Annotated in this window: 22 protein-coding genes and 1 pseudogene; 8 read left to right on the top strand and 15 right to left on the bottom strand. The window is 48.8% G+C overall.

Annotation, left to right across the window (positions count from 1 at the left end; genetic code table 11):
• Window positions 1–122: 122 nt before the first annotated feature.
• The gene (locus H7C19_RS01290) at window positions 123–524 is read right to left on the bottom strand and encodes a hypothetical protein (protein ID WP_185140733.1); all 402 of its coding nucleotides are present in this window, start codon (window positions 522–524) and stop codon (window positions 123–125) included.
• 358 nt (window positions 525–882) lie between these two features.
• A complete protein-coding gene (locus tag H7C19_RS01295) occupies window positions 883–1,266 on the bottom strand; it encodes a winged helix-turn-helix transcriptional regulator (protein ID WP_185140734.1) in 384 nt (127 codons plus the stop codon).
• A gap of 220 nt (window positions 1,267–1,486) precedes the next feature.
• On the opposite strand from H7C19_RS01295, the gene H7C19_RS01300 reads away from it, so the two are divergent.
• A complete protein-coding gene (locus tag H7C19_RS01300; protein ID WP_185140735.1) occupies window positions 1,487–2,386 on the top strand; it encodes a DMT family transporter in 900 nt (299 codons plus the stop codon).
• A 497-nt stretch (window positions 2,387–2,883) separates the two neighbouring features.
• On the opposite strand, the gene H7C19_RS01305 is transcribed toward H7C19_RS01300, so the two are convergent.
• Window positions 2,884–3,312: a MarR family winged helix-turn-helix transcriptional regulator gene (locus tag H7C19_RS01305; RefSeq protein ID WP_006207256.1), complete on the bottom strand. Its 429-nt coding sequence runs from the start codon at window positions 3,310–3,312 to the stop codon at window positions 2,884–2,886.
• Between the two features lie 158 nt (window positions 3,313–3,470).
• Here H7C19_RS01305 and H7C19_RS01310 point away from each other — a divergent pair, with 158 nt between their 5' ends.
• A complete protein-coding gene (locus tag H7C19_RS01310) occupies window positions 3,471–4,781 on the top strand; it encodes an amidohydrolase family protein (protein ID WP_185140736.1) in 1,311 nt (436 codons plus the stop codon).
• Between the two features lie 732 nt (window positions 4,782–5,513).
• On the opposite strand, the gene H7C19_RS01315 is transcribed toward H7C19_RS01310, so the two are convergent.
• Together H7C19_RS01315 and H7C19_RS01320 are read right to left on the bottom strand one after the other, a co-directional pair.
• A complete protein-coding gene (locus tag H7C19_RS01315) occupies window positions 5,514–7,568 on the bottom strand; it encodes a PKD domain-containing protein (protein ID WP_185140737.1) in 2,055 nt (684 codons plus the stop codon).
• Between the two features lies 1 nt (window position 7,569).
• Complete coding sequence (locus tag H7C19_RS01320; RefSeq protein ID WP_185140738.1) at window positions 7,570–8,994, bottom strand: MFS transporter; 1,425 nt, start codon at window positions 8,992–8,994, stop codon at window positions 7,570–7,572.
• 114 nt (window positions 8,995–9,108) lie between these two features.
• Here H7C19_RS01320 and H7C19_RS01325 point away from each other — a divergent pair, with 114 nt between their 5' ends.
• On the top strand, window positions 9,109–10,350 hold the full coding sequence (locus tag H7C19_RS01325; RefSeq protein ID WP_185140739.1) for a helix-turn-helix domain-containing protein: 1,242 nt from the start codon (window positions 9,109–9,111) through the stop codon (window positions 10,348–10,350).
• Window positions 10,351–10,421: 71 nt separating this feature from the next.
• Here the strand turns inward: H7C19_RS01325 and H7C19_RS34110 are convergent.
• Window positions 10,422–10,802: pseudogene (locus tag H7C19_RS34110) on the bottom strand (12-oxophytodienoate reductase); the annotation flags it as partial.
• A gap of 27 nt (window positions 10,803–10,829) precedes the next feature.
• Here H7C19_RS34110 and H7C19_RS01330 point away from each other — a divergent pair.
• Complete coding sequence (locus H7C19_RS01330) at window positions 10,830–11,237, top strand: IS110 family transposase (RefSeq protein ID WP_376775292.1); 408 nt, start codon at window positions 10,830–10,832, stop codon at window positions 11,235–11,237.
• 557 nt (window positions 11,238–11,794) lie between these two features.
• Here H7C19_RS01330 and H7C19_RS01335 read toward each other — a convergent pair.
• Window positions 11,795–12,298, bottom strand: a complete 504-nt coding sequence (locus tag H7C19_RS01335) for a MerR family transcriptional regulator (RefSeq protein ID WP_185140740.1) — start codon at window positions 12,296–12,298, stop codon at window positions 11,795–11,797.
• A 303-nt stretch (window positions 12,299–12,601) separates the two neighbouring features.
• Here H7C19_RS01335 and H7C19_RS01340 point away from each other — a divergent pair, with 303 nt between their 5' ends.
• The 3 genes from H7C19_RS01340 (at window position 12,602) to H7C19_RS01350 (ending at window position 15,360) form a co-directional block, all read left to right on the top strand.
• Window positions 12,602–13,534 carry an alpha/beta hydrolase family protein gene (locus H7C19_RS01340; RefSeq protein ID WP_185140741.1) on the top strand — a complete coding sequence of 311 codons (933 nt, stop codon included), beginning with the start codon at window positions 12,602–12,604 and terminating at the stop codon, window positions 13,532–13,534.
• A 273-nt stretch (window positions 13,535–13,807) separates the two neighbouring features.
• The gene (locus H7C19_RS01345) at window positions 13,808–14,383 is read left to right on the top strand and encodes a TetR/AcrR family transcriptional regulator (RefSeq protein WP_185140742.1); all 576 of its coding nucleotides are present in this window, start codon (window positions 13,808–13,810) and stop codon (window positions 14,381–14,383) included.
• Window positions 14,380–15,360, top strand: coding sequence for an NAD-dependent epimerase/dehydratase family protein (locus H7C19_RS01350; RefSeq protein WP_185140743.1), 981 nt, complete (start codon window positions 14,380–14,382; stop codon window positions 15,358–15,360). The genes H7C19_RS01345 and H7C19_RS01350 overlap by 4 nt, the downstream gene beginning before the upstream one ends.
• Window positions 15,361–15,898: 538 nt before the next feature.
• On the opposite strand, the gene H7C19_RS01355 is transcribed toward H7C19_RS01350, so the two are convergent.
• Complete coding sequence (locus tag H7C19_RS01355; RefSeq protein ID WP_185140992.1) at window positions 15,899–16,477, bottom strand: TetR/AcrR family transcriptional regulator; 579 nt, start codon at window positions 16,475–16,477, stop codon at window positions 15,899–15,901.
• A gap of 174 nt (window positions 16,478–16,651) precedes the next feature.
• Between H7C19_RS01355 and H7C19_RS01360 the strand changes: the two genes are divergently transcribed.
• A complete protein-coding gene (locus H7C19_RS01360; protein WP_185140744.1) occupies window positions 16,652–17,662 on the top strand; it encodes an NADP-dependent oxidoreductase in 1,011 nt (336 codons plus the stop codon).
• A gap of 68 nt (window positions 17,663–17,730) precedes the next feature.
• Here H7C19_RS01360 and H7C19_RS01365 read toward each other — a convergent pair whose 3' ends face one another.
• The 7 genes from H7C19_RS01365 to H7C19_RS01395 all read right to left on the bottom strand — a co-directional run bounded on the left by H7C19_RS01365 (window position 17,731) and on the right by H7C19_RS01395 (window position 23,787).
• Window positions 17,731–18,207 (bottom strand): pentapeptide repeat-containing protein, encoded by a 477-nt coding sequence (locus tag H7C19_RS01365; RefSeq protein ID WP_221468976.1) that lies wholly within the window; start codon window positions 18,205–18,207, stop codon window positions 17,731–17,733.
• 25 nt (window positions 18,208–18,232) lie between these two features.
• On the bottom strand, window positions 18,233–19,012 hold the full coding sequence (locus tag H7C19_RS01370) for a helix-turn-helix domain-containing protein (protein ID WP_185140745.1): 780 nt from the start codon (window positions 19,010–19,012) through the stop codon (window positions 18,233–18,235).
• Window positions 19,013–19,030: 18 nt separating this feature from the next.
• A complete protein-coding gene (locus H7C19_RS01375) occupies window positions 19,031–19,831 on the bottom strand; it encodes a VOC family protein (RefSeq protein WP_185140746.1) in 801 nt (266 codons plus the stop codon).
• Between the two features lie 511 nt (window positions 19,832–20,342).
• Window positions 20,343–20,795, bottom strand: coding sequence for a VOC family protein (locus H7C19_RS01380; RefSeq protein ID WP_185140747.1), 453 nt, complete (start codon window positions 20,793–20,795; stop codon window positions 20,343–20,345).
• A gap of 258 nt (window positions 20,796–21,053) precedes the next feature.
• Entirely contained in the window at window positions 21,054–21,623 is a 570-nt protein-coding gene (locus H7C19_RS01385) for a dihydrofolate reductase family protein (RefSeq protein ID WP_185140748.1), read from the bottom strand.
• 549 nt (window positions 21,624–22,172) lie between these two features.
• Complete coding sequence (locus H7C19_RS01390; RefSeq protein WP_221468977.1) at window positions 22,173–22,622, bottom strand: YybH family protein; 450 nt, start codon at window positions 22,620–22,622, stop codon at window positions 22,173–22,175.
• A gap of 427 nt (window positions 22,623–23,049) precedes the next feature.
• Window positions 23,050–23,787, bottom strand: coding sequence for a DedA family protein (locus tag H7C19_RS01395; RefSeq protein ID WP_185140750.1), 738 nt, complete (start codon window positions 23,785–23,787; stop codon window positions 23,050–23,052).
• Window positions 23,788–23,798 lie beyond the last annotated feature (11 nt).

Below are 23,798 nucleotides of genomic sequence, written 5' to 3' on the forward strand. Positions count from 1 at the left end.
GTTCATAAGAGTGACTTCTCTTTTTATCGTATAATGATTCAAGCCATTCCCGTTCATTTGCTTGAGGTGAAACCTATCTTTGAATTCCAAATCGATGAGTGGATTGGCATGGGAATATTTTTTTAGCGAATCATGGTCTTATAAAATCCTTTAACAGCGGACAGGGAAAGTTGAACCGTTTTGGAGCTTTTACTCGTCAGATAGACACCTTCATGCCCGTCTCTGCCACGAATCTTACAATGCATCTGTTCTAACAAATACTGTCGGACGGCTTCCTTAACGGCCTCAGGTTCATCATTCCATAAGACTTTTCTGGCTTTGTAGTGGCTTTTGTGCTTCAACCAGTAAAAGAACGGTTCCAGGGTATTTAAATAAGCGATAACGGAGCTCTCACTAATCCTCTTGACCTGATCATGGTAAAACTCCGTCAGAGGAATGAACGCCTCCTTCGATTCGTCAAATACGATAAGGCGATTTTTGCTGTTCACTCCCTCCGGACGGTATACATGAAAAAATGAAGCCATTTCCTCCCCTCCTCTCATCATAATTTTCTACAAAAAAAAGGACATTTCCGTTCCTCCGAAACGGATGTCCACATATGATGTGTAACACTATATGAAAATACAGTAGATTCATAAGATCATCAACGAAACTTGTAAATTAATATTATATAGTATTTTGTACATAAGTCTATGGGTGCCTTACGGGGAGCCGGATTCGGATGGGCTTACGAATTATTTCCGGTCTGCAACTCCGATTTGCTCTGTTTTCCTATGCTTTTTTCACTGTCGCGTACGACATGTTGTTTACGGCAAACTTAGGCCACCCCGCCAGGAGTGGCCTTCATTCCTAGTCTCGTGTCTGTAACCCTACAAGATCACTTCAAACCTCTTCCCTTTGCTGCGATACTACTCGAATATCATGAAGTCTATCTCGATAAGTATCTCCCCAATTCCTCATGGACAAAATGATCGACTCCAACGTTCTTCCGAATTCTGTCAGTGAATATTCCACCTTAGGAGGTACCTGTTTATAAACTTCGCGGTGGATAATGCCGTCCCGCTCAAGCTCACGAAGCTGCAGTGTAAGCATGAATTGCGTTATTCCCGGATAGAGGCGGCGGAATTCGTTAAATCTTTTCGGACCATCGATCAGATGATAAAGAATGATCCCTTTCCACTTTCCTCCGATGACATCCAAAGTTGTTTCTACAGGACACCCTTCCACGCTCGGAGTAATGCCGTTCTTGTTCCTTCGATCGCCCAAAGCCCCTACACCTCCAATAGTTTGATTTTTAATACTATATTATAAAATTATGCGTACTTTTATATTTCAAGTATACATCATATTATAAAGCAGTAACAACAACGCTTTTCATTTGGGAAGGATGGTTAGATCATGCGTCAGATGACAGAGGCACTTTAGGAGAAGGGGGTGTAAGAGGACACATTAATCAAAAAATACGGAAGAGAGAAGGGTGAAAGTCATGGGCTTGAAAGGCTTGCTAATAGGTATACTTTTTACTGTTTTATATTCATCTGGAGCTATTATCATGAAAATTGGTTTACATTCAGCGTCTCCATTGACATTGGCGACATTACGTTTTATTACCGCCGGATTGCTGCTTTTGCTATACATTTATATATTTAAAAAAGGAAAATACGCTTTACCTAACAAAAGAGAATGGAAGATTTTACTCTTGCTGGGTTTACTAAATACCGCGTTGTTTGTCGGGCTTGGCAATTTGGCGCTTCGGACCATTTCCGCCGGGATATTTAATCTCTTTCTCCCTATAAATCCATTTGTTTTCGCGCTTTTTTCTCTGGCTTTCTTAGGAAAACGCATTCGGCTGAAAGAATGGGTGGGGATGGCCGTTTCAGTCATAGGTCTATTCATTGCGATCTATCCGTCATTGGCAACCAGTCATGCCACTTTTAGCGGCATTTTGCTTCTTATATTGGCGATGATCTCCATGGCTGTTGGAAGTCTCGTTTACAAAAAAGCCAATCTACAGCTGCCCAATCTTGTGATTAACGCGTGGCAGGTATTCATCGGGGGTATTCTTTTAATAATCCCGACTCTTTTCTTTGAGTCTGAAAAACCGATAAATGTGGACGTTCATCTTCTAGAATACCTTCTTTGGTCAGTCTTCGGTCTCTCGATTATTAGTATGGGTCTCTGGTTTTATTTACTGAAACAAGATGCCGTTAGAGCAAATAACTGGCTGCTTTTAAATCCTGTCACAGGTTATATTCTGGCTGCCATCGTACTGGGTGAACCCATTACATGGTATGCTGTCATCGCCACCGTAATTGTGCTTTTGGGATTATATCTGTCGGGGAATTTTCGAATTAAAGAATCGTCTATGGTTCAGCAAAAGAGGTAGTTTGACTTCAGGGTAAAAACCGAATATTGCGCCTTGGTTTTGTTCCGGGATCCGTTCACTGGTCGGCAACCGGGATCCCCGAACATCTTGTCAGGGAGTCTTTTTTATCAAAGCTGATATTTCTGCAAATAGGAATGTTGCCCAATACCTCGTTCCTGCCCAAAATACCGACCTCCACCCCTTAGTTTAGTTGTGACGAAGGAATGAAAGGGCTTTGACCCGTTGAGATATGGGAGCGAGAATCACTAGGGCGAAGTGGAGACGTGCGTAAATGGAACAATATGGTGAGACATCTCACCTTTTTGCGCATGCCCTTTTCTTCTCCCCAGCTACAAGCTTCTCCATATCTTCAACTCTCACACTGACTCACAGGGTGAAATCCTGCGAATGCATGAGTCTGAGTGAGGAAACTGGATCATTTCGAGGGAGCTTTAAAATAATCGACGCAGTCACTATTGAGCTGTTAATCTCCGCTTAGAGGTAGATTCCATGCGTAATTATAAGCGTTCATTAATTTTAATCAACAATTCTTTTAAGGTTTGCTTCTCCTCTTCGGAAAGAACTTGAACGATTTCATCCTCCACCTTTTGGAAGGAGTCATTAAAGTCTTCAATTAATTCAACGGCCTTTGGTAAAACATAAATATTTTTTTGTCGTTCATTATTGGCTGGGATTTTCCGCTCGATGAACCCTCTTTGCTCAAGACCTTGAAGCATACTTGTAATACTTGCCCCGCGCAGATGAAACCGATCGGCAAGATCCCTCTGAATTAATTCCGTTTCTTGGTTCTCGTAGATATAGCCAATTATTTTTCCTTGTTGAGCGTTTAAACCTAACTCTTTTATGCTCTCGTCCGCTTTTTTCTTTAACTTAAGGCCAATGATCTGAAACAAATCCAGATAAGGCGTATCCTTGCGAGGCTTCATGATTGTACCTCCCATATTATTAGAAAGCTAACTGTAAGCAAATAAACTATACGGGGTTCCAGATCTCCTGTCAAACGAATATTAGTTCATTGACAGTTAGTTGTCTAACAGTTATACTTCGAAGTGATTCAAGGACATCACCAAGGAGGAATAGCAAAATGAGCGATTCAAACCAAAGCTCATCTGTAGAAAAAGTTACGGCTATTACGAATGCGCGTATTTTCGATGGCGAAAAAGTGATCGAGTCAAGGAGTATTGTCATCAAAGGGGAAACCATTATTGCGGTGGGCGGCGACATTCCGGCGAATGCAACAATCATCAATGCTGAGGGTGCAACGTTATTGCCCGGCTTGATCGATGCGCATGTCCACACTTCCATCGGCGGATTGCGAGATGCACTACAATTCGGCGTGACGACAGAACTCGAAATGAACGGTGATTTTACAGAAAGAGGACGCGCGATCCAATTGAAAAATGTGGATGACGTCGCCGATGTCCGTTCTGCAGGCACGGCGATCACCGCTCCTGGTGGTCATCCGGATGAATTGCTGCCAGATGGGGATGAGATTCCAGAATTCGTATTAAAGGAATTGGAGAAGCTATCGAAGGAAGACCGGGAAGCTATGCTGGCCGCTTACGCCCACGATCACGAAGAAGTGCCGCAAGTAACGACGGTGGAAGAAGCGATCAAACATGTGCATACCCAGGTGGAGAATGGCGCTGACTATATCAAAATCATGATTGAAGAAGGAACCGTCATGGGTGCCCCTGGCCTGCCTGTTCTAAGCGACGAGATTCTACAAGCAGCCGTGGAAGAAGCCCATAAGTTCGATAAGGTCGTCATCGCCCACGTCTTGACCGCTCATTCTTCGCAAACCGCTATCGATCTTGGAGTGGACGGATTGGGCCACCTGTTTATCGACAGGCCCGAGTACACGTCGGAGTTAGTGCAATCCATCGTCGATTCTGGCGCGTTTGTTACACCGTGCTTGGTGCTGAACTCATCCATTCTTGGAAACCCAGCATCGGAATTGGCGAATGACCATCGTGTTTATTCCAAATTAAGTCCGGAATGGATCGATATTTTGAACTCCAGCTTCAATACTTTCCCGCAAGGCAAAATGGAAAATAGCTTCAAAAATGTGATGGATCTTCACAATGCCGGAGTGGATATTCTGGTCGGGACGGATGTCGCCCCCGTTCCCGTTCCGAATCTTGGCGGCCTTGCTCATGGAGCCAGCGTCCATCATGAATTGCAATTGCTGGTTACGGCCGGGTTCACTCCGATAGATGCGCTTCAATCGGCTACCTCGAAGCCGGCCCGTCGGTTCGGTCTTCATGATCGTGGACGTATTGCCGAAGGCGCGCGCGCTGACCTGGTACTGGTCAATGGCGATCCGACAACCCATATCTCGGATACCCTATCCATTAAATCCGTATGGTTCAAAGGTGTGCTAAAACTAAGTTAATTATTCTACTTTAGTATGGCACGGCACTCTACTTCGAGGAGTGCCTGCTGTTTGTCATTGTTATTAAACTTCCCTTAGTTGAATGAAAAACGGCAACCGCTCTTCATGGCCGGCTGCCGTTGTGTATTTTGAGCGTTCGTCTCCTTTTACTCTCCCCCTGGAATAATAAATTCGCGGAACCGCTTATATAAATTGCATTATTTTTGCGTCTATCTTAACGTCTCCGTCTCCCCGAAATGTGTAAAAATCTCCGGTTTCCCGGAGGTTCGGATGCAGCATTGCCCCTATCGCTTCGCGTCAAGCTTCCGTGACGGTACGGATGCCAAATATTTTGGCGTCCCTGCGATTCGGATGGGCGGCGAATTTCACGGTAACCCGATCCTTTTCCCCGGCTGGCAGCGGAAAGGTGGGGCGGGCGCCCAATAATTATCAGAATCGGTGCCCAATGATTTTCGGAGTTATTGCCCAATAATTATCGGATTCTATGCCCAATGATTATCGGAATACACAGCGGTTCTCCCTATCATCAAAAAAAGCGAAAGACGCCTCAACGGGCGTCTTTCTTCATGTAAAGCTCAGTTATGAAATTGTGAGGACTCCGTCTCCCTGGCAACGTGCTGTCCCGATCCCCAGGCATGTAGACCATCCAACCGAACGAATAACCTCCGTAGCCGGGATGAGCCCTATGTTGGTATTCAGATCGAGAGCAGAGAAGCTGTCGTCGTTCCCGCTTTACCCGACAACGACCCGCACGCGTCTCAGATTTACGACTCGCGTAAATAAGTCATTACGGTCGCCGTTCCGGCTCGATCCCGCGCGCAGCACCGGGAAATACGTGCCGGGTTTAGAGAACGAATATGTCGCTTCGACAACGGCTTTCGATCCTTCCTCATTCCCATAGATGATTGAGCCCTCCGTCGGGAAAGTCGCCTCCCCCTCGAAGTCCCACTCTGCGGACACGATTTTGCCGGTATTCGACGGCACTTCGATGACGGCCCTAAAACTAACAGTTTCTCCCGCCGCAACATCCGTGCGATCGCTGCCGTTGACCGTTAGATGAATAACCGGCTGAATCCCTTGACGTTCGGAAGCCGTTGACGGAACGACTACTTGCCCGTCGATCACTTCATATTGGGTATTGGCTGGCGGAATAACTCCTCGTTCCACCCAGTCGCTCAAGTCAAGCAGTGCCTGATGAAGCGCCGGTACATAGGTGACGATATGGAGAGCGTCCAATACGCCGTTCGAGCTGGTGTCGGCGTGCAGGGCATGATCCACATACCACAGTCGGAACCGATCATCCAATTGCTCCCCGAGATGTTCTTGGACTTTGGTCCGATACCAATCGGCTTGCCAAGGGAACGCGCTCTCGTCCATAAGTGTCTGAACGACGATCATTTTCCCTTCATAACGGCCGCTTTGAAGCGAGCCAGCTCCTCCGTAAGTGACCATAGGCCCCACCTGGATGGCACGCTGAGGATACATCGGTTCGCCGCTCTCATTCCGGAACTGATCCCACACGTAGTAATCGGGAGTCGGAACCTGGTGCCTGTGATAGGTTTGCAGCGCGATGTAATCCGAGTTATCCAGCACGATTTTGTCTCCTGGCTTCACTTTAGCCAAGCTTTGGACGGAAGTATAAAATCCGAGTGCCGAGCCGATCGTGACGACATCGCCGTCGATGCTTCCTAGAGGAATCTTCAGCCCGGATGCTTCGCCGCTGGTAATCCGAATGAAAGCCCCTTGCAAATAGGCATCCCCTACCGGAGCATTGGCCAATCGGAAGGAAGGAATAGATCCCTCCGCTTCCATAAGCATTTTCCAAGCTTCGTCGACCCCCATGTTCGCCGATCCACCGTCCGATTCCGATGAAGCTTGCTCTCGAGGCCAAACGACATCCTTGATGACCGTGTAAAATTGAAGTCGCGCGCTGGAGGCCGAACTTGCGGGATCGGAACCCAGGTAGCCGGGAACTGTCCAGAACTCTTCGAAGTACGAAGGATCCATGTTCATTACGGCTGGCGTAAGAACTGTAAGCGCACCATCTCCAATTTCTTTATACGCAAACCACGCCTTTGGCGGAAAGCCCATCTTGGTCACTTCTTCGAGAGTTTGATGCTCTTCTTCATTCAAGCCGGCGTACATGTCCCCGCTTCCTCCTGCCTCTATCGCATCAAGAATGGCGGGAAATTTATCCCACAGAATTCGCATCGCATGAACTCTGGCCGTGAACACGTTAGGGATGGCCATCGGCGTTCCGATAACGAAAGGTACAGCTCCGTCCCAAACTCCCGTGGTATTTTCCATAAAACTGATCGTTTTAAATCCGCCGCCGCTGCCTCCGTAAATGTAACCATACGGACGATGAGGACCGTATAATTCAGCCGCCTTGACCCGAGAATAGTGAGCGACCGCGGCGCTAGCACGATAAACAAGGGTAATGTCGGAGGTGGCGCCCCCCATATTCGTTTCTACCATGTAAGAGCGGCTCGAGATCGCGAAACCGATTTTATTGTCTACTCCATCGATATGGCTCTGCGACGCGTTCTCGCTTCCTTGCACCGGGTAGACCGGTTGGAAAAATCGTCCCTTGTACTCCTCCTTGGTTGGGAAGTAGAAGGAAAATCGTGTCTCGGTCCCCTCGAATCCGCCATGAATGTAACGATGTCGAACCGGCACCTCTCTCCATTCATCGACGTCCACATAAGGAGTTTGAAATTGAGGGTCTTGAAGCCCGTCATAGAGAGATTTTGCTTGACTTGCATTAACAGTTTCGTGATTGGACATGTTACATTCCTCCTGATTCGGTGTAGGTTTGTTGTTTGCGTCTCTCGGATAAGTCCCGGAATATTTGTCTCTGCTTCTCTTCATTCAGATCAAACCAGAGCATGCATATGGCGAACGCGCCGAAGACGGCGGGCAGGACACCCACAAGAACTCGAAGACCAAACAGTGTCGAGCCGCCCTGCTCCACACCTGGCACATACCCGATAAGCGTTAGCGAACCGGCGGCAATCGCACCAGATAAAGCGGTTGCAAAGGTTTGAATAAATCCGTTGAACGAACTCATGAACCCGTTCAACTTCAGCCCGCTCTTCCACTCGGTATAATCGATAGCCGCCGGCATCATGGCCCCTTGGGCAGGCGTGCCGAATCCGCCAATCAAACTGGTCAAACAGGTTACCGCGATATGAATAATAAGACCAGTATTGTTGGCCGGTATGAAGAGAATGATCGGACAAGTCACTAAGTTAGCGACGACGCCGGCCAGTACCGTCTGTTTCAACCCGAATCGCCGGATAATCCTCTGGCTGAAGGCGACCCCGAACAAGGTCGGAACAAGGGCGACGATTCCCATAAGGGCCATTAAGCTTTCGTTATCAAAGAAATACTTATAGAAATGAATTTGGACGCCGGACCGTATGCCGGAAGAGATCGCGCTTGCAAACATATAAACATAGAGGATCACGGCATATTTGTTCGTAAACGTGGCCGCCAACATCTGTTTGAGCGATGGCGATTTCTCGTCGCTATTTGTATCTATGACATATCGTTCCTTGACTTTTGCCGACTGATAGATCGATAGAAAGACGGTCAATACCGCAACAGCCGCCATTAAAAGAGAGAACCCACGGGCGTCATCCCCGCCGCCTAGCGCTTTATATAAAGGAACGGTACCTACTTGGACAAGCAGAGCGCCTAGCATAATAAAGAGGAAATTCAATTGACCGACCGTTATTCGTTCTTCGAGTCTTCGGGTAACGACGGGAACGACGGCATTGCTCGGGATCGTGATGATGGAGCAAAAAACGCTATAAACCGTATATGTCGCAACGGCATAGATCACCCTTCCCGTCTCTCCCAAATCCGGAACCGTGAACGTTAACCATCCCGCAATTCCGAAAGGAACACCCAACAGGACAAACCATGGCGTGTACTTCCCCCATGGCGTCTTCACCTTATCCACAAAGGCTCCGAAGAATGGGGCAATGAACGCATCGATAAATCGAACGACCAGGAATAGAACGGCAATAAAGGCTGGATTAATCTTCATAAAGTCCGTATAGAAGAACAGCAAATACATTTGGATGATTTGATAATGAAACGTATTCGGCGCGCTTCCGATGACGAGGGCGATCTTTTCGCCTAATTTAAGCCGTGGTTCTTCCCCTTCTCCGATTACTGACTGTGAAATGGACTTTCCTGCTGCCATAATCGTCCCTCCGCTGTAGGTATGAAAGCATTTACACGGACATTATGACATAAAATACACTATCTATATGGTATAATTAGAAGATATTTTGTACGAGAAGTAGAGGTATTCAAAATGTTCACCGCGACTGAGGATATCGATCTTAGTTATTTGGGCAAATTGCTTCATGAAACATTGCAGCTCTCCGTCTTCTGCTTAACGGATTATCAAGAGATATTGTTCTTGAACGGGAACTCGGCTACGCATCCTCTCTTTAGCAATCCAGCCGATTTGTTCCGCGCGGTGGCCAAACATGGAGCTGACCTTACCGGCCCGGTCCTCTACGAATCGAATGACTTGGAGCAATTTGCCGTCGTGCCCGTTAAACGCCAAGAAGGTCTGGCCCGAGGCGTTGTCATTATCGGCCCCTCCACCCATCGAATGCCGAACGACAAGTTATTCGACGAACTCTTGATCGATCACCGAATCCCCTGCCCACAAAGGCCGAATTGGCGTGATTACTGGAACTGCATTCCATACGCGGACCGGATAAGAATTCTTCATATTTGCGTGTCGGCGAATTGGATGCTGAACGGAGAAGCGCTGGATATTACGGACGTTCTTCAATCCAGCATCCGGTACAAGCTGCCTAATCAACATAAGGACAAGGAAATAGAACTCGCCGAACGCCGAGAATTCTCCATCTTCCATGAGGGGATTGCGGAATATCACCATATGCGCGAGCTCATTCGGCGCGGGGAACCAGAGCAATTGATGAAGCAACTGATGATAGCTACCAAAGATGACAGTCAAGTGAGGGATCTGTCTAAACAACACCGGCTTCGCAAAGTAAAGAACATGTCGATATGCGCAGTCGCATTAAGCAGCAATGATGCAATGCAAGGCGGATTGTATGAAGAAATAGCCATGGCGCTTTGCGACTTGCATATTCAACACATCGAAGAGTTGAGCGAATTGGCGTTGGTGGAGTCGGCCGTTATCTCGGCCATCGTGGATTTCGCCGACCGCGTTCGCCAATTCCGCAATAGCAGCGTCTCCAAGTCCGTTCGAGCGGGCATGGAATACATTTTCCTACATTTGTTCGAAGAAATTACTTTAGAGCAGCTATCGGAGGTATCCGGGCTTAACCCGCACTATTTGTCTCAATGCTTCAAGAAAGAAACCGGGATGTCCGTAATGAACTATATCCAAAGTGAAAGAATCGAGGAAGCCAAACGACAGCTTGATCAATCCAAAGATTCGATCTCGCAAATCGGCGATCGGCTCACCTTCTATGACCAATCCCATTTCGTTAAAGCATTCAAGAAGCACACTGGCCTAACGCCTAGACAATACAGAAACCGAAATCGTGCATAAATGATGGGTTTTAGTGTTTTGGTATTTGCAATGGTGATTAATCTATAGTGTTTTGGTATTTGCAATGGTGATTAATCTTGGTACAGAGTGGCAATTGCTTCAGTTGTAAAAGATTGAAGTTCATTTATTCGGCCTTCACGTATTTTTTTAGCCCATGCAGGATCTACCAAGAGCGCCCATCCTGCGGCTACCAGATCAAACTCATGGTTGTTCAGCCATTCCAGAAGATCTTTAGGTCTTTATGGTCAGCATCTTTGCCTTCTGTATACATACTAGTAAATTCATTATCCAGACCCACGGAACCAACTGTAATCGTAGTTTTACCCGTGAGTTTCTTCCACCCATCCGGCCAAGTTCAGATTAGAACCTTCAAAAGCAGGCTCCCAGAAGCGGCGCGTCGAGCAGTGGAAGATGTCCACTCCAGCTTTGACCAATGGACTCAACAATTGTTCGGGGCCGATATTGCCAAGAAGGTTCATGTGGCTCGTGCAGTCGATTTTCGCGGGATCGAGCTTGGGAAAGACTGTGTCTTCCACAATGACGTGGAAGGGTTGACGAGACTATCCTCGTGGATGAAGGAGCTTGGGCAAGCACACGGCAAGACCGAGATTGTGTTCGGCATCGAGCCTACCGGACACTACTGGTTTCCGATCGCAGCATTCTTGCAAGAGCAAGGAATTGCGGTCGTTGTCGTCAATCCGCATCATGTGAACAAGACGAAAGAGCTCGAAGACAATTCGCCGACCGCGGAGGTCGGGGATCTAACCTGTTATGACCATGGGCAGCAAATTATTCGACTGGCCGGACTGAATATGAAAGAGAACAGCTCGGGCAAGCGCAAAGGCAAGACGGGCATCACGAAACGAGGCCGATCACGGCTGCGGTAGCTGCTGCTTCGCGCGGTGATGCCGATGGTGGCGAAGAATGAGGCGTTCAAGAGCGTTTTCTCACCAGCTCATGCATTCGCAGGATGGATAAGAAGCACGGAGTATCGGGAACCGTTAAACAAAAGGGCTCGGACCCATTCCGTTAGAAAGACCGACCTCCACCTCTTAGTTAGATGTGACGAAGGAATGAAAGGGCTCTGACCCGTTGAGACATGGGAGTGTGAATCGCTGAGGCGATGTGGAGACGTGCAGGATATGGAACAAAATGGGGGGCAACATGCATCTCCTTTATTCCTGCACGCCCTTTCGCTGGTCCACAACCCGATCTCCCCCATAGCTCATCTTCTTTCACACTCTTCCTAGGGTGAAATCCTGCGAATTCATGAGTCTGAGTGAGGAAACTGGATCATTTCGAGGGAGTTTAATCATGATTAAATGCAGAGAGTTCTGGATAAAGTCTTTGACTGAATGTGTCTAGTTCACGAGACTATGCGATTCACAAAAAGCGTTCAGACCTGTGACTTGAGAATGCTCAGCCAAACAGTGCAGGAGCATGCTTATCTAATCGAATTTGGTAACTTATCCCTCTTCGCAGATGTTGAAAAATAACTCATCTCAACGACGGAAATGGGATTTGTTTTTGCTTTCTCCTTGTGTTCTTCTAAATCGTCGTCTTGACTTTGATCTGAGCATTCCTGGCGGGGTCTACCTTCTTGCAGCTTTATGTCAATAAAATCAACGATCTGCTGAAGTGAGGAAATTTGATTCACAATATATTCACGTTGACTTCTTAATTGATCTACCAGTGCGGGATATTTCACGGAATCGGTGTCGGCTGAGGCCGCCAAAAATGGCTGCATAGCCTCGAGTGGCATTCCCGTTTTTTTGAGGCAGGATATCAGCTTGATCCTATAAATGTCCTCTTTTCGATAGACGCGATGCCCGTTTTCCTTCCGCTCTGCCCGAGGCAGCAGCATGATCTTTTCGTAAAAACGGATCGTGTCCTCGGAAATACCGGTTTGCTCAGCGGCTTGCTTGATCGTAAAGGTTTGTTCTGCCATTACGTCCCCTCCCGAAATTGCCGTTTTGAGCATTATACATCTTGGAGCCGACTCCAAGTCAAATTTATTTCCCCATCACTTATCCTTGGGCAACTCCTTTGGTTTCGCACCTTGACTTGGATTCGACGCTAACTATTATTATGAGATCTGACAGGGACAAAATCCCGGCCATAAGAAGGAGGAGATGTACATTGAGCTTGAGTCAACGCGATATTTCGCACTGATTAACTGATGCTAAGTATGTATAGTGATTGAAGAAGTAAAGGGAACGCTATCTCTTAAAGAAAGGAAGGAACATTTATTATGGAAATAAAGATTACCGCACCCTCTCCAGTCGTCTCGGTGAAGCCGGTAGTGCTTTCAGCCCCGGGCCGTGGTGAGGATCTGCGAGTGAGAGTATCCGCGCCGACGACCGGTCGTAACTTACCTATCATTGTTTTCTCACACGGCTCTGGCTCGTCGTTGGAGGGTTACGGCCCCTTGGTTGACTTCTGGGCTGCACACGGCTTCGTGGTCATTCAACCCACCCATCTCGACTCGAGGACAGTGGGTCTCCCTCAGGACGATCCCCGCACACCACGGATCTGGCGTTTCCGAGTCGAAGACATGAAGCGAATCCTCGATCAGCTTGATCTCCTAGAATCTGCCGTTCCCGGCCTCAGCGGGCACCTTGACCGAAGCCGCATCGCTACAGCCGGACACTCCTTCGGTGGCCAAACGGCGGGTAATCTTATGGGCTTGCGGGTCCTCAACCCAGAGACCAAGAAGGAAGAGGACCTGTCTGACTCGCGCATCAAAGCGGGCGTGCTGTTCGCAACCGCTGGGCAAGGTGGGGACAGCCTGACACCGTTCGCTGCCAAGAACATGCCGCACCTGAACGTGAGCTTCGCGCACATGACCACGCCCACCCTCGTGATCGCCGGGGAGAAGGACGACGTCCCGCACAAGTATCAGCTGACCGTCCGCGGACCGGACTGGATGACCGACCCCTACTTCCTCAGCCCGGGAGCCGAGAGCCTGCTCACCCTCTTCGGCGCAGAACACTCACTTGGCGGAATCGCTGGTTACGAGGTTAAGGAAACAACGGACGAAAACCCAGAACGAGTCGCCCTGATCCAGCGGGTCACATGGGCTTACCTTCGCCATGCACTCGATATTGAGCAATCCAACTGGTCTGCAGTGAAAAAGACTTTGTTAGAGAGGGCCAATTCAATTGGTCGAATTGAATCCAAATGAAGCTCTAGAAATGCACAGTGCGCTCCNNGGGAGCGCACTGTGCATTTCTGATCGATTCGTCGTAGACAAACTCCGAGCACTTGACGAGGCGTTAGCGGTTTGCGCGGTAGCGCAACTCATCTACGACCTGAAACTAGAGGAACTCTCAGCGTCCGTGCGGGAAGCGGCGGCAGTCGCATAGGGATCGGGGGCTTTATCGGATGTTTGGAGGGGTATCGGCACTAATATAGCATCGCTATAGACTCGCCTGTATAGCTGTGCTATACTGGTCCCATGAATACACGTGACACTCTGCTCAATGCTGCTTTAAAAGTTCTCGAGGAAGAGGGCGAGGCACAGTTCTCGACGCGCTCCGTCTGCGCGATCGCGAAGGTGACCGCACCGACGCTGTACCATCACTTTGGCAGCGCCGACGGGCTTCTGAGCGCCGCCATTGCGGAAGCCTTCGCGCAGTTTCTCGAAAGCAAAAGGACTGCGGTCCAATCCTCCGATCCGGTAATGGCGCTGCGCGAGGGCTGGGACGATTACGTGCGCTTCGCGGCGGCTCGTCCACGGCTCTACGCGGCGATGATGAGCCGCGTTCTCGACGGCGCTGAAATTCCCGCCGCCGAGCAGGCCTTTGCGCTCCTGATCGAACGCATCGCGGCCATCGCCGCCGAGGGACGGCTCGCGCCGACGATCGAGGTGGCTGCCGATCTCATATGGGCGTCTGCGAATGCTGCATCCCTGCTTCACGTCACAGCTCGGCTGCGCAAGGTGGCGCCACCCACTTCTGCGATCCTTGAGCAAATCCGCGAGGGTGCCGTGCGGTCCATCCTGAATTCCGAACCGAAAGGACGATCACAATGAAAATTCTCGTCACGGGAGGCACCGGCCTACTCGGCGGCCGCCTGATCCCGAAGCTCGTGGAGGATGGTCACCAGATTTTCGCCCTCACACGCTCCGCATCATCTCACGCCAAACTGAAAGCCATGGGTGCGACGCCGGTCGATGCCGATCTCGAAAGCAGCACGCCATTCGTGTTGCCGGTGATCGATGCGGTTGTGCATGCGGCCGCCCTGTTCCGCTTTTCAGGGCCTCGCGAACCCTTCTTCCGTACCAACGTCGATGGCACCGGAGCTTTGTTGAAGGCAGCCGAGTCCGCCTGTGCGAAGACATTCGTCTACATCAGCGCGGCGGGGATCATCATGGATAACGGCGGTACGCCCATCCGCGACGCCGATGAAAGCGCGCCGACTTTCCCGAACCACTTCTCCGCCTATCTGGCGAGCAAGGCACGGGCCGAGCCATTGGTTCTGGCAGCCAACAAACCCGGCTTTCGCACGATCGCGCTTCGCCCACCGGCTATCTGGGGGCCTGGTGATCCGTTTAGCCGAGCGCTTCCCCAAGCAATCAGATCTGGACAGTTCGCCTTCATCGACCGCGGCGACTACGCTTTTGCAACCTGCCACGTGGACAATGTGGTCGAAGCCATACAATGCGCTCTTGAACGCGGAGAAGGCGGTCATGCCTTCTTCATCAAAGACCAGGAAGGGCAGACTTTCCGTGAGTTCGTCGCCTCGCTCGCGAACTTGCAGGGCCTGTCCATCGATAAGCTGCGTTCGATGCCCTACTGGCTCGCCTCTGCCATTGGCCGGCTGCTCGACACTATCTGGGCCGTCACGCGGAAAGACGGCGATCCGCCGATCTCACGCTCGATGATACGCATGATCGGTCGTGAGTTCACCGTCAACGATGCCGCTGCACGTCGAGAGTTGGGCTATGTCGGAAGAACTTTGCGCGACGCCGGCTTGCAAAGCTATGAGGAACCATCTGCTCGACGATAGGGCTTTGGAGGGCAAACGACGGCAATCGGTGGTAAGTCGTTCTCTGGACTAGCTCTTTTAGCCAATGTGGCAGGCATCTGTCCGCCTTTCCAAGCTATCTCTATAGTGTGAAGGCTCACATTACTTTTAAATTGTAAAAGGCGGCTTCACAGTTGCATTAACTCTTGGCACTAAAAATGTCGATTACTGCAACGCTTGCCGATCAAAGCGCGATTTACGAAGTCTGGATCTGATCTGAACCACCTCATCGCATCAAATTATGGTCAGAACATATATCATTACACCGTTTCGAATGGAGAGTGCTCCTCAGTTTTTGGTTGTCCTGCCCATTTGACTTCTAAGTCATCCTGCGCGACAAGCACAGGACCCTCCCTCTATTCCATGTTCTGAGCCTCGCGGAAAACAATGCATGTTCTTGTCCTTTCCCGGTAAACACCTGAACCCTTTATCCGAGGTCTTACGCAATTAACACCGATGTTTTCACGGCAAGGTAACTCCTTTGTTGTATCTTCATTTGCCTTGGTTTGCAGGCTGGCGATTATTCCCAAACTTTCTTGTGTCCTTCGTCCGGGACTTGCAATTGTACTCGTTCCAATAGCCGCCAAAATTGCTCGACCATGACCGAAGCCGGGTAAGGCATCGAACGGGTGATCCACCATTCCAGCAGGCCAACCCCCGCCGAGACGAGAAATTGTACTGTAATGTCTTTGTAGAGCGTTCGATCGAGACCGATCGAATCCAGATGTTCGCTCACACTTTGTTGAAGCACCGCCTCCATTCGATTTCGAAAAATGGGGTTCCCCCGGCTTGTCAACATGATCGAATAGAAGGAAGCATGCCGCTGTAAATATTCAAACGTGCGCAGCAGCGCGGCTTTCGAAGTCAACTGGCCTTTCTCCTCGGGCATGCAGTTGCGGATCAATTCGTTCATATGAGCGTCCGTGCACTGATCGCGCAAATCGTACTTGTCTGCAAAATGCAAATACACAGTTCCGCGATTGACGTTCGCTTCCTCCGCGATTTGGTTGATCGTGATGTTTTCGAAATCCTGTTCAGACATCAGCTTCATGAACGCGTCCATGATCGCTTGCCGGGATTTTTGAATACGCCTGTCCATCTTGCTCATCCCCCGCTTTGCCTCCATGTAAATAGACACTTCGACACCATTTGTTGATTTATCAACTAATGCGTTTGTTTTAGCGATTGAACACGTGCCGTTGCCCGAGTATATTTATTTTATAAAACATATGTCGAAAATTCAACATGTGATCAAATTTTAGGAGGAAACATCATGAAAGCTATCGCTTTGACCCGTTATGGCAAACCGGAAACGCTGGAGGAGTTGGAAATGCCCATTCCCGCGCTCACCGACACCCAGGCGCTCGTCGAGATGCGCGCTTCTTCCATCAATCCCGCTGACAGTCTAATGCGCAGCGGAGCCATACTTCAAGGCCCGATGGCCGAGAAATATCAGGTGCAGCTGCCGATCGTTCTTGGCTTCGATGTGGCTGGCGTCGTTAAACAGGTTGGCGCCAAAGTGCGCCATTTCAAGCCAGGAGATCGCGTCATGGGCATAGTTCCGATGGGGTCCTATAAGGACTATGTGGCGGTGGAAGAAGATCATCTTGCGGTCATTCCGGAAAGCCTTTCCTTTGAAGAAGCAGGCGCCGCGCCCGCAGTGGCTCTCACGGCTTGGCAAGCGTTGTTCGAGCATGGCAACCTTCAACCGGGACAACGCATTCTCATTCAAGCCGGCGCCGGGGGTGTGGGACATGCGGCGGTCCAATTGGCCAAGCAGCATGGAGCGTATGTAATTGCAACCGCGAGGGATGATAATCACGATTTCGTTAAAGGACTCGGCGCGGACGAAGTGATCGACTACACGAAAGCCGATTTCGCCGCTCAAATAGCCAAGCCCGTCGATATCGTGCTAGATACCGCCATGAACCCGTCCACATTCGGAACAGCAGGATTGGGACCTATCGGCGAGAAAAACTACTCGGTCATCAAGGATGCCGGGACCTACGTTTCAGTGGTGGCCTTCGCGAGTCAATTTCCGCAGGTTCGCGACATTGAAGCGCACTTCTTCGAGGCACAACCGAATCGGGCCGATTTCGAAGCCATTGTTCGCCACATGCGAGAGAACAAGTTGAATATCCATGTCGAAGAGGTCTATTCCTTCAGCGCTCAAGGTCTGTACCAAGCGTACCGCAAAAGCGAAGGGCAGTCGAAACGGGGAAAAATCGTCATTTCAAGGGGTAGTACCAGCGTAGCTGATACCAGGGGCAAAGTAGATGGATAAGACAGAGCTTAGGCTGCCGACATTGATCGGCAGCCTAGTCTTAGTTGGAGATAAGATCGCGAACTAATTCATTTACGAACGCCGATGCTCTTAAGCAGATCTTCGATCAAGATTCCGTTGATCTTTAATCCCGTTATATCGCAGTCGGTAATCTCTATGTGCGATAAATTGCAGTGCGAGATACGCGTTTTATTCAGGTCACAATTGTGGAACGAAACCGGTTTATAGTTTCCTTCCGGATCATAGTTACCGTCGGTTTCTTGCGGAAGGACTACATTGCGGAATTCCGTGCCGAATAAATGGACATGGTCGATGGTTGAATGGCTGAAATTCGCATGTTGAATGCCTACGTTCGATAAATTGGCGTTCGTGATTTTGGATTCGGCGAGATTCACATCATTCAATTCCATCCCGCCCATATAGGCATTGTTATTGCGGGTCCGGGCCAGACTGACATTGTCGAATAAAAGTTCCTCTGCCTTCACTTCCTGGAAGCTCGATTCGGAAATGTCGGCCATCTGAATTTTCATGACTTCTTTGTTCATTGCTATCCATCTCCTTTGGAGAAAATTAGTTCGTTTCGTGAACGACCGGGATCATCATTTCGTAATGCGATTTCTCATGCAGTTGGTAGCGCTCCAGGTTTGGTCCTGTCGGTTCGAAGCCGAAAGACTGCAAGAGCAGCATATGGCTAAAGCAAGCATAGGGGTCGTTCGATAAACAGTCCAAGGCAACGAATAAAGTTGGCTCCAACGTTTCGATCTCGGAATCATACTGCTTTAACCGTCCCTGAAGAGGCAGCTTGCCTCGAAGGCGGAATCCGACTTTGCCGATCATTTCGTCGCCGACGATTTTTTCGTGCTGAACAAAAGCTTCCTGCGAAAATAAGAGTCCCTGTTCGCTCAATATGGCCGCACTCTCTTCTATCGCACGCGCGAATGGATTGAGCTGTCGTTTAACGCGGTGGCGGAACCAAAGAAACAGGACAGGATCGTCCCATCGGACCAATCGGATGTGATCGACCCGAGGTTCGATGCCGTATAGAAATTGTTTGGCTACGTTCAGAATCGAGAGCTTAGCATCGATATCCTGTCGCCATTTGCGAAGCCATTCTTCTTTCTCTTCGTCGCCCGCCGCAAGATACGACCGAATATCAGTAAGGCTAATGCCTGCTTGGCGCAATGAATGGATATTGATCGCCCGGGGGATTTGTTTCTCGCTGTAGAGACGATAACCGTTTTCCGCCCGGATCTCGGGAAGCAGCAAGCCTTCTTTCTCATAATAACGAAGGGTGCTGGCCGGAAGACCGGTACGATAGGAGAACGTCTGTATCGTCATTGTGCTGTCCAACGTTGTATCTCCTTATCGTCAATAGTAGGTCCACACGTTCAACCGGTTGCCGTCGGGATCGTAGAAGTGAAAACCTTGCCAACGCTCCCCGACGACGTCCGACACCTCGATACTTTGATCTTTCAACCACTGATGCGCATTGAAAAAATCCTCTTGCTTTTTAATGTGAAAATACGGCCTTGCTCCGGGATTTGCTTTTGCACGGTCCGATGCCTGTGGACCTTCCTGCAGCCATATGAAATCCCATTTCTGCCGAACGTCTCGCAGCAAGGCAAAGCCTAGCTTGGAAAAGTCCTTCTTGGAACGAACGAAGCCCATCGTACGCTCGTACCATTGAATCGAGGACGCCAGATTGCTGACGCCCAGCCATAACGGCTTGGCCGCATACTGGATGACTCGGGAATCCGGAAATTTGCCCTCCAGTTTCTTATCTTCACTCAGCGTAAGTCGGATTCCCCCAAATGCGTGAAGGTCGGCAGACCATGTACCGTCAGGCATTTCGATCGAGTCCGAGTGCTCAACGCCCTGCTGTTTGAAGTACTGCAGCGACTGCTCGTGGTTCGCGGTCCGGAAGCAAAACCTGCAGTTTCCCTCCAAATATCCGTCAATAGTAAAATGGTCGATGTCGCTTTCGAATGATTTGAGATTGGCTTGTCCGGGTCCCGGCAATTTGAAGAACGCCTTTCTGCCTACGGGACCCGTTCCCGTTCCTTTCAGCCGCCATCCCATCTTCTCGCGGTACCACTCGACCGCTTCGTCGAATTGCTCCCACGGAACCATAATAAAACCGCCGTCAAATTTGAAACCAGGTGTTTCCAATGATAGACCTCCCTGTCAGTATTTATCTGGATGGAAACAGCATACACCTTGAAGCTACTTTAAGGTCAACAGCATTTTTTATAGATACTGTTATAGTGTGCAAAGTTAGTAGGGATACAACTATTAATTGAGAAAACGGCAACAGTCTGTCTTCAAGCTTTGGGTAAAGTGGCACGAATTCTGATCGGTGTTATTCCACTCATACCCATCACTTCCCTACCGGCCAGCGATTGGATATAGGTGTCAAAATCAGGATTCATAATTACCTCCGCTTTGAAAATGTCATTAACCTAAATGTACCACAAATTGGAACTATCCTGCCCTTTAGTTGAATAAAAACGGCAGCCTCGTTTCATGGCCGGCTGCCGTTGGTTTTGGAGCTATAGTACCCGTTAGTTGAGTGCCTTTAATTTGGTTTTGCATTGATTTCGAGATACTTTCACACTGCCTTACTGTAACTATTTTTGCTCTAGTAATGTATATTTCAGTTAAGTCTTCTTTTAAACGTCACTTATTTATTGCCGAGTTGTTCCGCCAAACCGATTAGAAGTCCTTCATTTCCACGAATGTAGCAGAGCCGATACGAATCCTCGTACTGAACCACTTCGCCAACGAGCTGAGCACCATGCTTAGTGAGTCTGGATACCATTTCGTCAATGTCTTCAACGGTGAACATGACGCGTAGATAACCGAGGGCATTTACAGGAGCAGTTCGGTGATCTGATATAGTTGGTGGGGTGAGAAATCGCGAAAGTTCAAGTCGGCTGTGGCCATCTGGGGTAACCATCATAGCAATCTCTACACACTGTGAACCCAGCCCGGTTACGCGACCGGCCCATTCACCTTCGACAGTAGCTCGCCCTTCGAGCCTCAAGCCAATCTCCTCGAAAAAAGAGATTGCGTCATCAAGGGATTCTACAACGATGCCAACATTGTCCATTCTTAGTAATTTGTTATTTGCCATAGTTTTATCTCCTTATGTGTACAAATTTATTACCTGATCATCTTCATATTTATTCTATTCAAGAATTACTAAATCCTTCCAAACGATATATTTTAACAATTCGGAGTTACGATATTATCTCCTGCTTCTTATTTTTGATCATTAAACTATCCTGCCCTTTTGTTGAATGAAAACGGCAGCCGCGCATTCTTGGCCGGCTACCGTCGTGTTTCTGGAGCTATAGTTTCCCGTTAGAGCGAAACAACTTGTACGGCGCGACTATTTCTCCAACTCATAGCGGGTCGCGATAATGCCCGACTTGAGCGTTCGGCTGGACAGCAGCTTGAGCCTGATTTTCTCGCCGTCGCCGTCGAATACCGATTTTCCGCCGCCCAGGACGACCGGACAAATTGTAAGCAGGAATTCGTCGATCAGGCCGAGCTTAAGCAGCGTCTTCGCCGCTCCCGGGCTGCCGAAGATAACGAGATTTTTGCCGGGCTGCTCCTTGAGTACCTTGATTTCCTCTGCGATATTGTCCTTGATCAGCATCGTATTGTTCCATTCCGCCTTGTCCATCGTGTCGGAAATGACGATCTTCTTAACATCCTGCAGCCATTTAGCATGCTCCATACCGTGCCTCGACGCATTCGGATCATCCAGCACCGTGGGCCAGTAGTTCTCCATCATCCGATACGTCGTACGTCCGTAAACGGGAGAGCCGACTTCGGCTACGACCTCCTCGGCGTATTTCTCTAATTCCTCGTTGTATGGAATCCAATCCAGTCCTCCGTTCGAATCTGACGCATACCCATCTAGCGATACATGCATGAACAATACGAGTTTTCTCATGTTCGTTTCCCCTCCGACTTAGAAATTTATCTTGTTCGATTTTTTGTCCTGCTGTTACGTTCACTATAAATCATTACGTCACGTAAGGCTCAAGGGGGAATCTGAATTTTTTTGCGCCGTGGTGAAATACACTTCCCTTTGCTTTGAACCCTTCCCATCTACGTTCGCAGAGCAGTTTTCCCAATTAAAATCCTCGATATTGAGTTTCTCGACCTCGGAAATATCGATGTCCCCGATATCCATAACTAGCATCTTTAGCTGCAGGGCATAGGCTCTCAATGTATTGGGACTGAATCCTTGGATTCGCTTGTCCGATTCGTACTAACACCATAGTTCACTTAATATCAAAAATAAAACCTCCTATTAGAGCAATTAATTCTAGTTTGCTTCTAATAAGAGGTTTTAGACTAGGTCTATTCAACTAGAGTTCTCCGTTAGAGCTTAAGTACATTACGTCAAAATCCAGGTAATTAGCTAACCCCTTAGCCCAATATGAAAAAAAGTGCTTCAGCAGCAGCCCTCATCCTTAAAGAATTTAATTTATCTTTCTTACCTTAAATTAAAAAGACCCTTTCCAGTCTCCATATTTATTGGTAAAGATGAATGTTCATGAGTTATAAGCCAGGAATCATTTTCATTTCTTAAACCAAATGTGAAACGATTTGTCATTTGACGAAGTTTTTCTCCTGATTCTATATCGTGTGCAGCAAAGGTAACGGCACAATGAACAAATGCAAGATTCAAGTTTTCTTCTACTACTAAGTCATTGAAATCAACATGAAGTGAAACACCATCCGCCCTTAAACCGTTAAACCACTCTTCAACATTTGCCTTCCAAGGAGAGATGCCCTTGCTCTCCCAGTTGCCCCAGCAATCATAAATATGTATTTCGGGGGAATAGGTCGATAAGAATCTTTCAACATTTTTTTCGTAAACTGAAGACTTGTAATTTTCAAGCACGTCCTGAACTTTTATAAAATTAACCTTCATCAAACTCATCCCCTTTACTTACTTTCGATATAGTCCATCAGGTCCACCGTATACTGGTATAGCTCCTCATTCGACGCAATCATCTGCGTGTGGTCACAGCAACCGTCCAGTGTCACATTCATCATCAGGATTACACGTCCCATGTGCAGCCTCCTTTCTGTCTACATTTAATCATACAACAGCAGGCCCAGTTTCTCATGGATTGCTAATGTGCACAATCCGGACAGAATCGGTACATATTCTTGGCATCAAGCGGCAATCGGTACAAATTCTTGACACCCGACGACACTAATAATTGAACCTCGGACAAGCTGTCCTTACTTTAATTCAAATAGATGTGAAGTATCATTTAGCTCGACCTTCGACCACTACCAGTACCGGGTGGCCACTGCCGCCCCCTCAGGCCAGCTCATCGTATCCGGCTTTTGGAAGCCGCCTAACGGGGCACGACCAGCTGCTTATCGCGAGATTTCAGCGCGGATTGGGGTTGAACCGATTGTTTCTGGCCCGTCATCCGTTCCGGCTCCACCAATTCCGTTTCCGTGAATGCCGCTTCCGGCGCTTCCGCCAGCCCGTCTTTTTTCGCCAGCCGAGCCCGGCGCATTTTGAAGAACAGGACCAGAGTCAAAACAACGACCAGGATCGCCACGGCAATCCGCGAATAAGCCGAGATCAGGTGAAGCAGCTTCTCAAACTGCGCTCCGAACAGCCGTCCGATCGATACGTAAGCGATGACCCACATAAGCGCGCCGAAATGGTTGAACAACAAGAATGTGCGAAATCGAACGCGCAGCACGCCCGACATATATCCCGTAAAATGACGGAAGCCCGGAATGAAATAGCTGATCAGCAAAATTTTGCTTCCGTATTTGCCGAACCAATCGACCAGCTTGGCGAAACGCTGCTTGTTCAGAAATATATATTTGCCGTATTTCTCAATAAACGGCGTACCGAGTTTGCGGCCCAACGCATACGTAATGGTCGTGCCGATCGTCGCGCCAAGAAAAGCGTACATCACATCTAGCCAATAGTTCGATTTGCCGAAATACGCCAAATGGCCGGCGATCGCCATGGCCAGTTCGCCGGGGAATGGCAGCGCCAGGGATTCCGTAAACAATCCGAAAAACAGCAAACCGTATCCGTACTGCTCGAACAGCGCATTCATCCATTCCATATATTCTAGCT

The sequence above is a fragment of the Cohnella nanjingensis genome, assembly GCF_014212125.1.
Lineage (GTDB): Bacteria > Bacillota > Bacilli > Paenibacillales > Paenibacillaceae > Cohnella > Cohnella nanjingensis.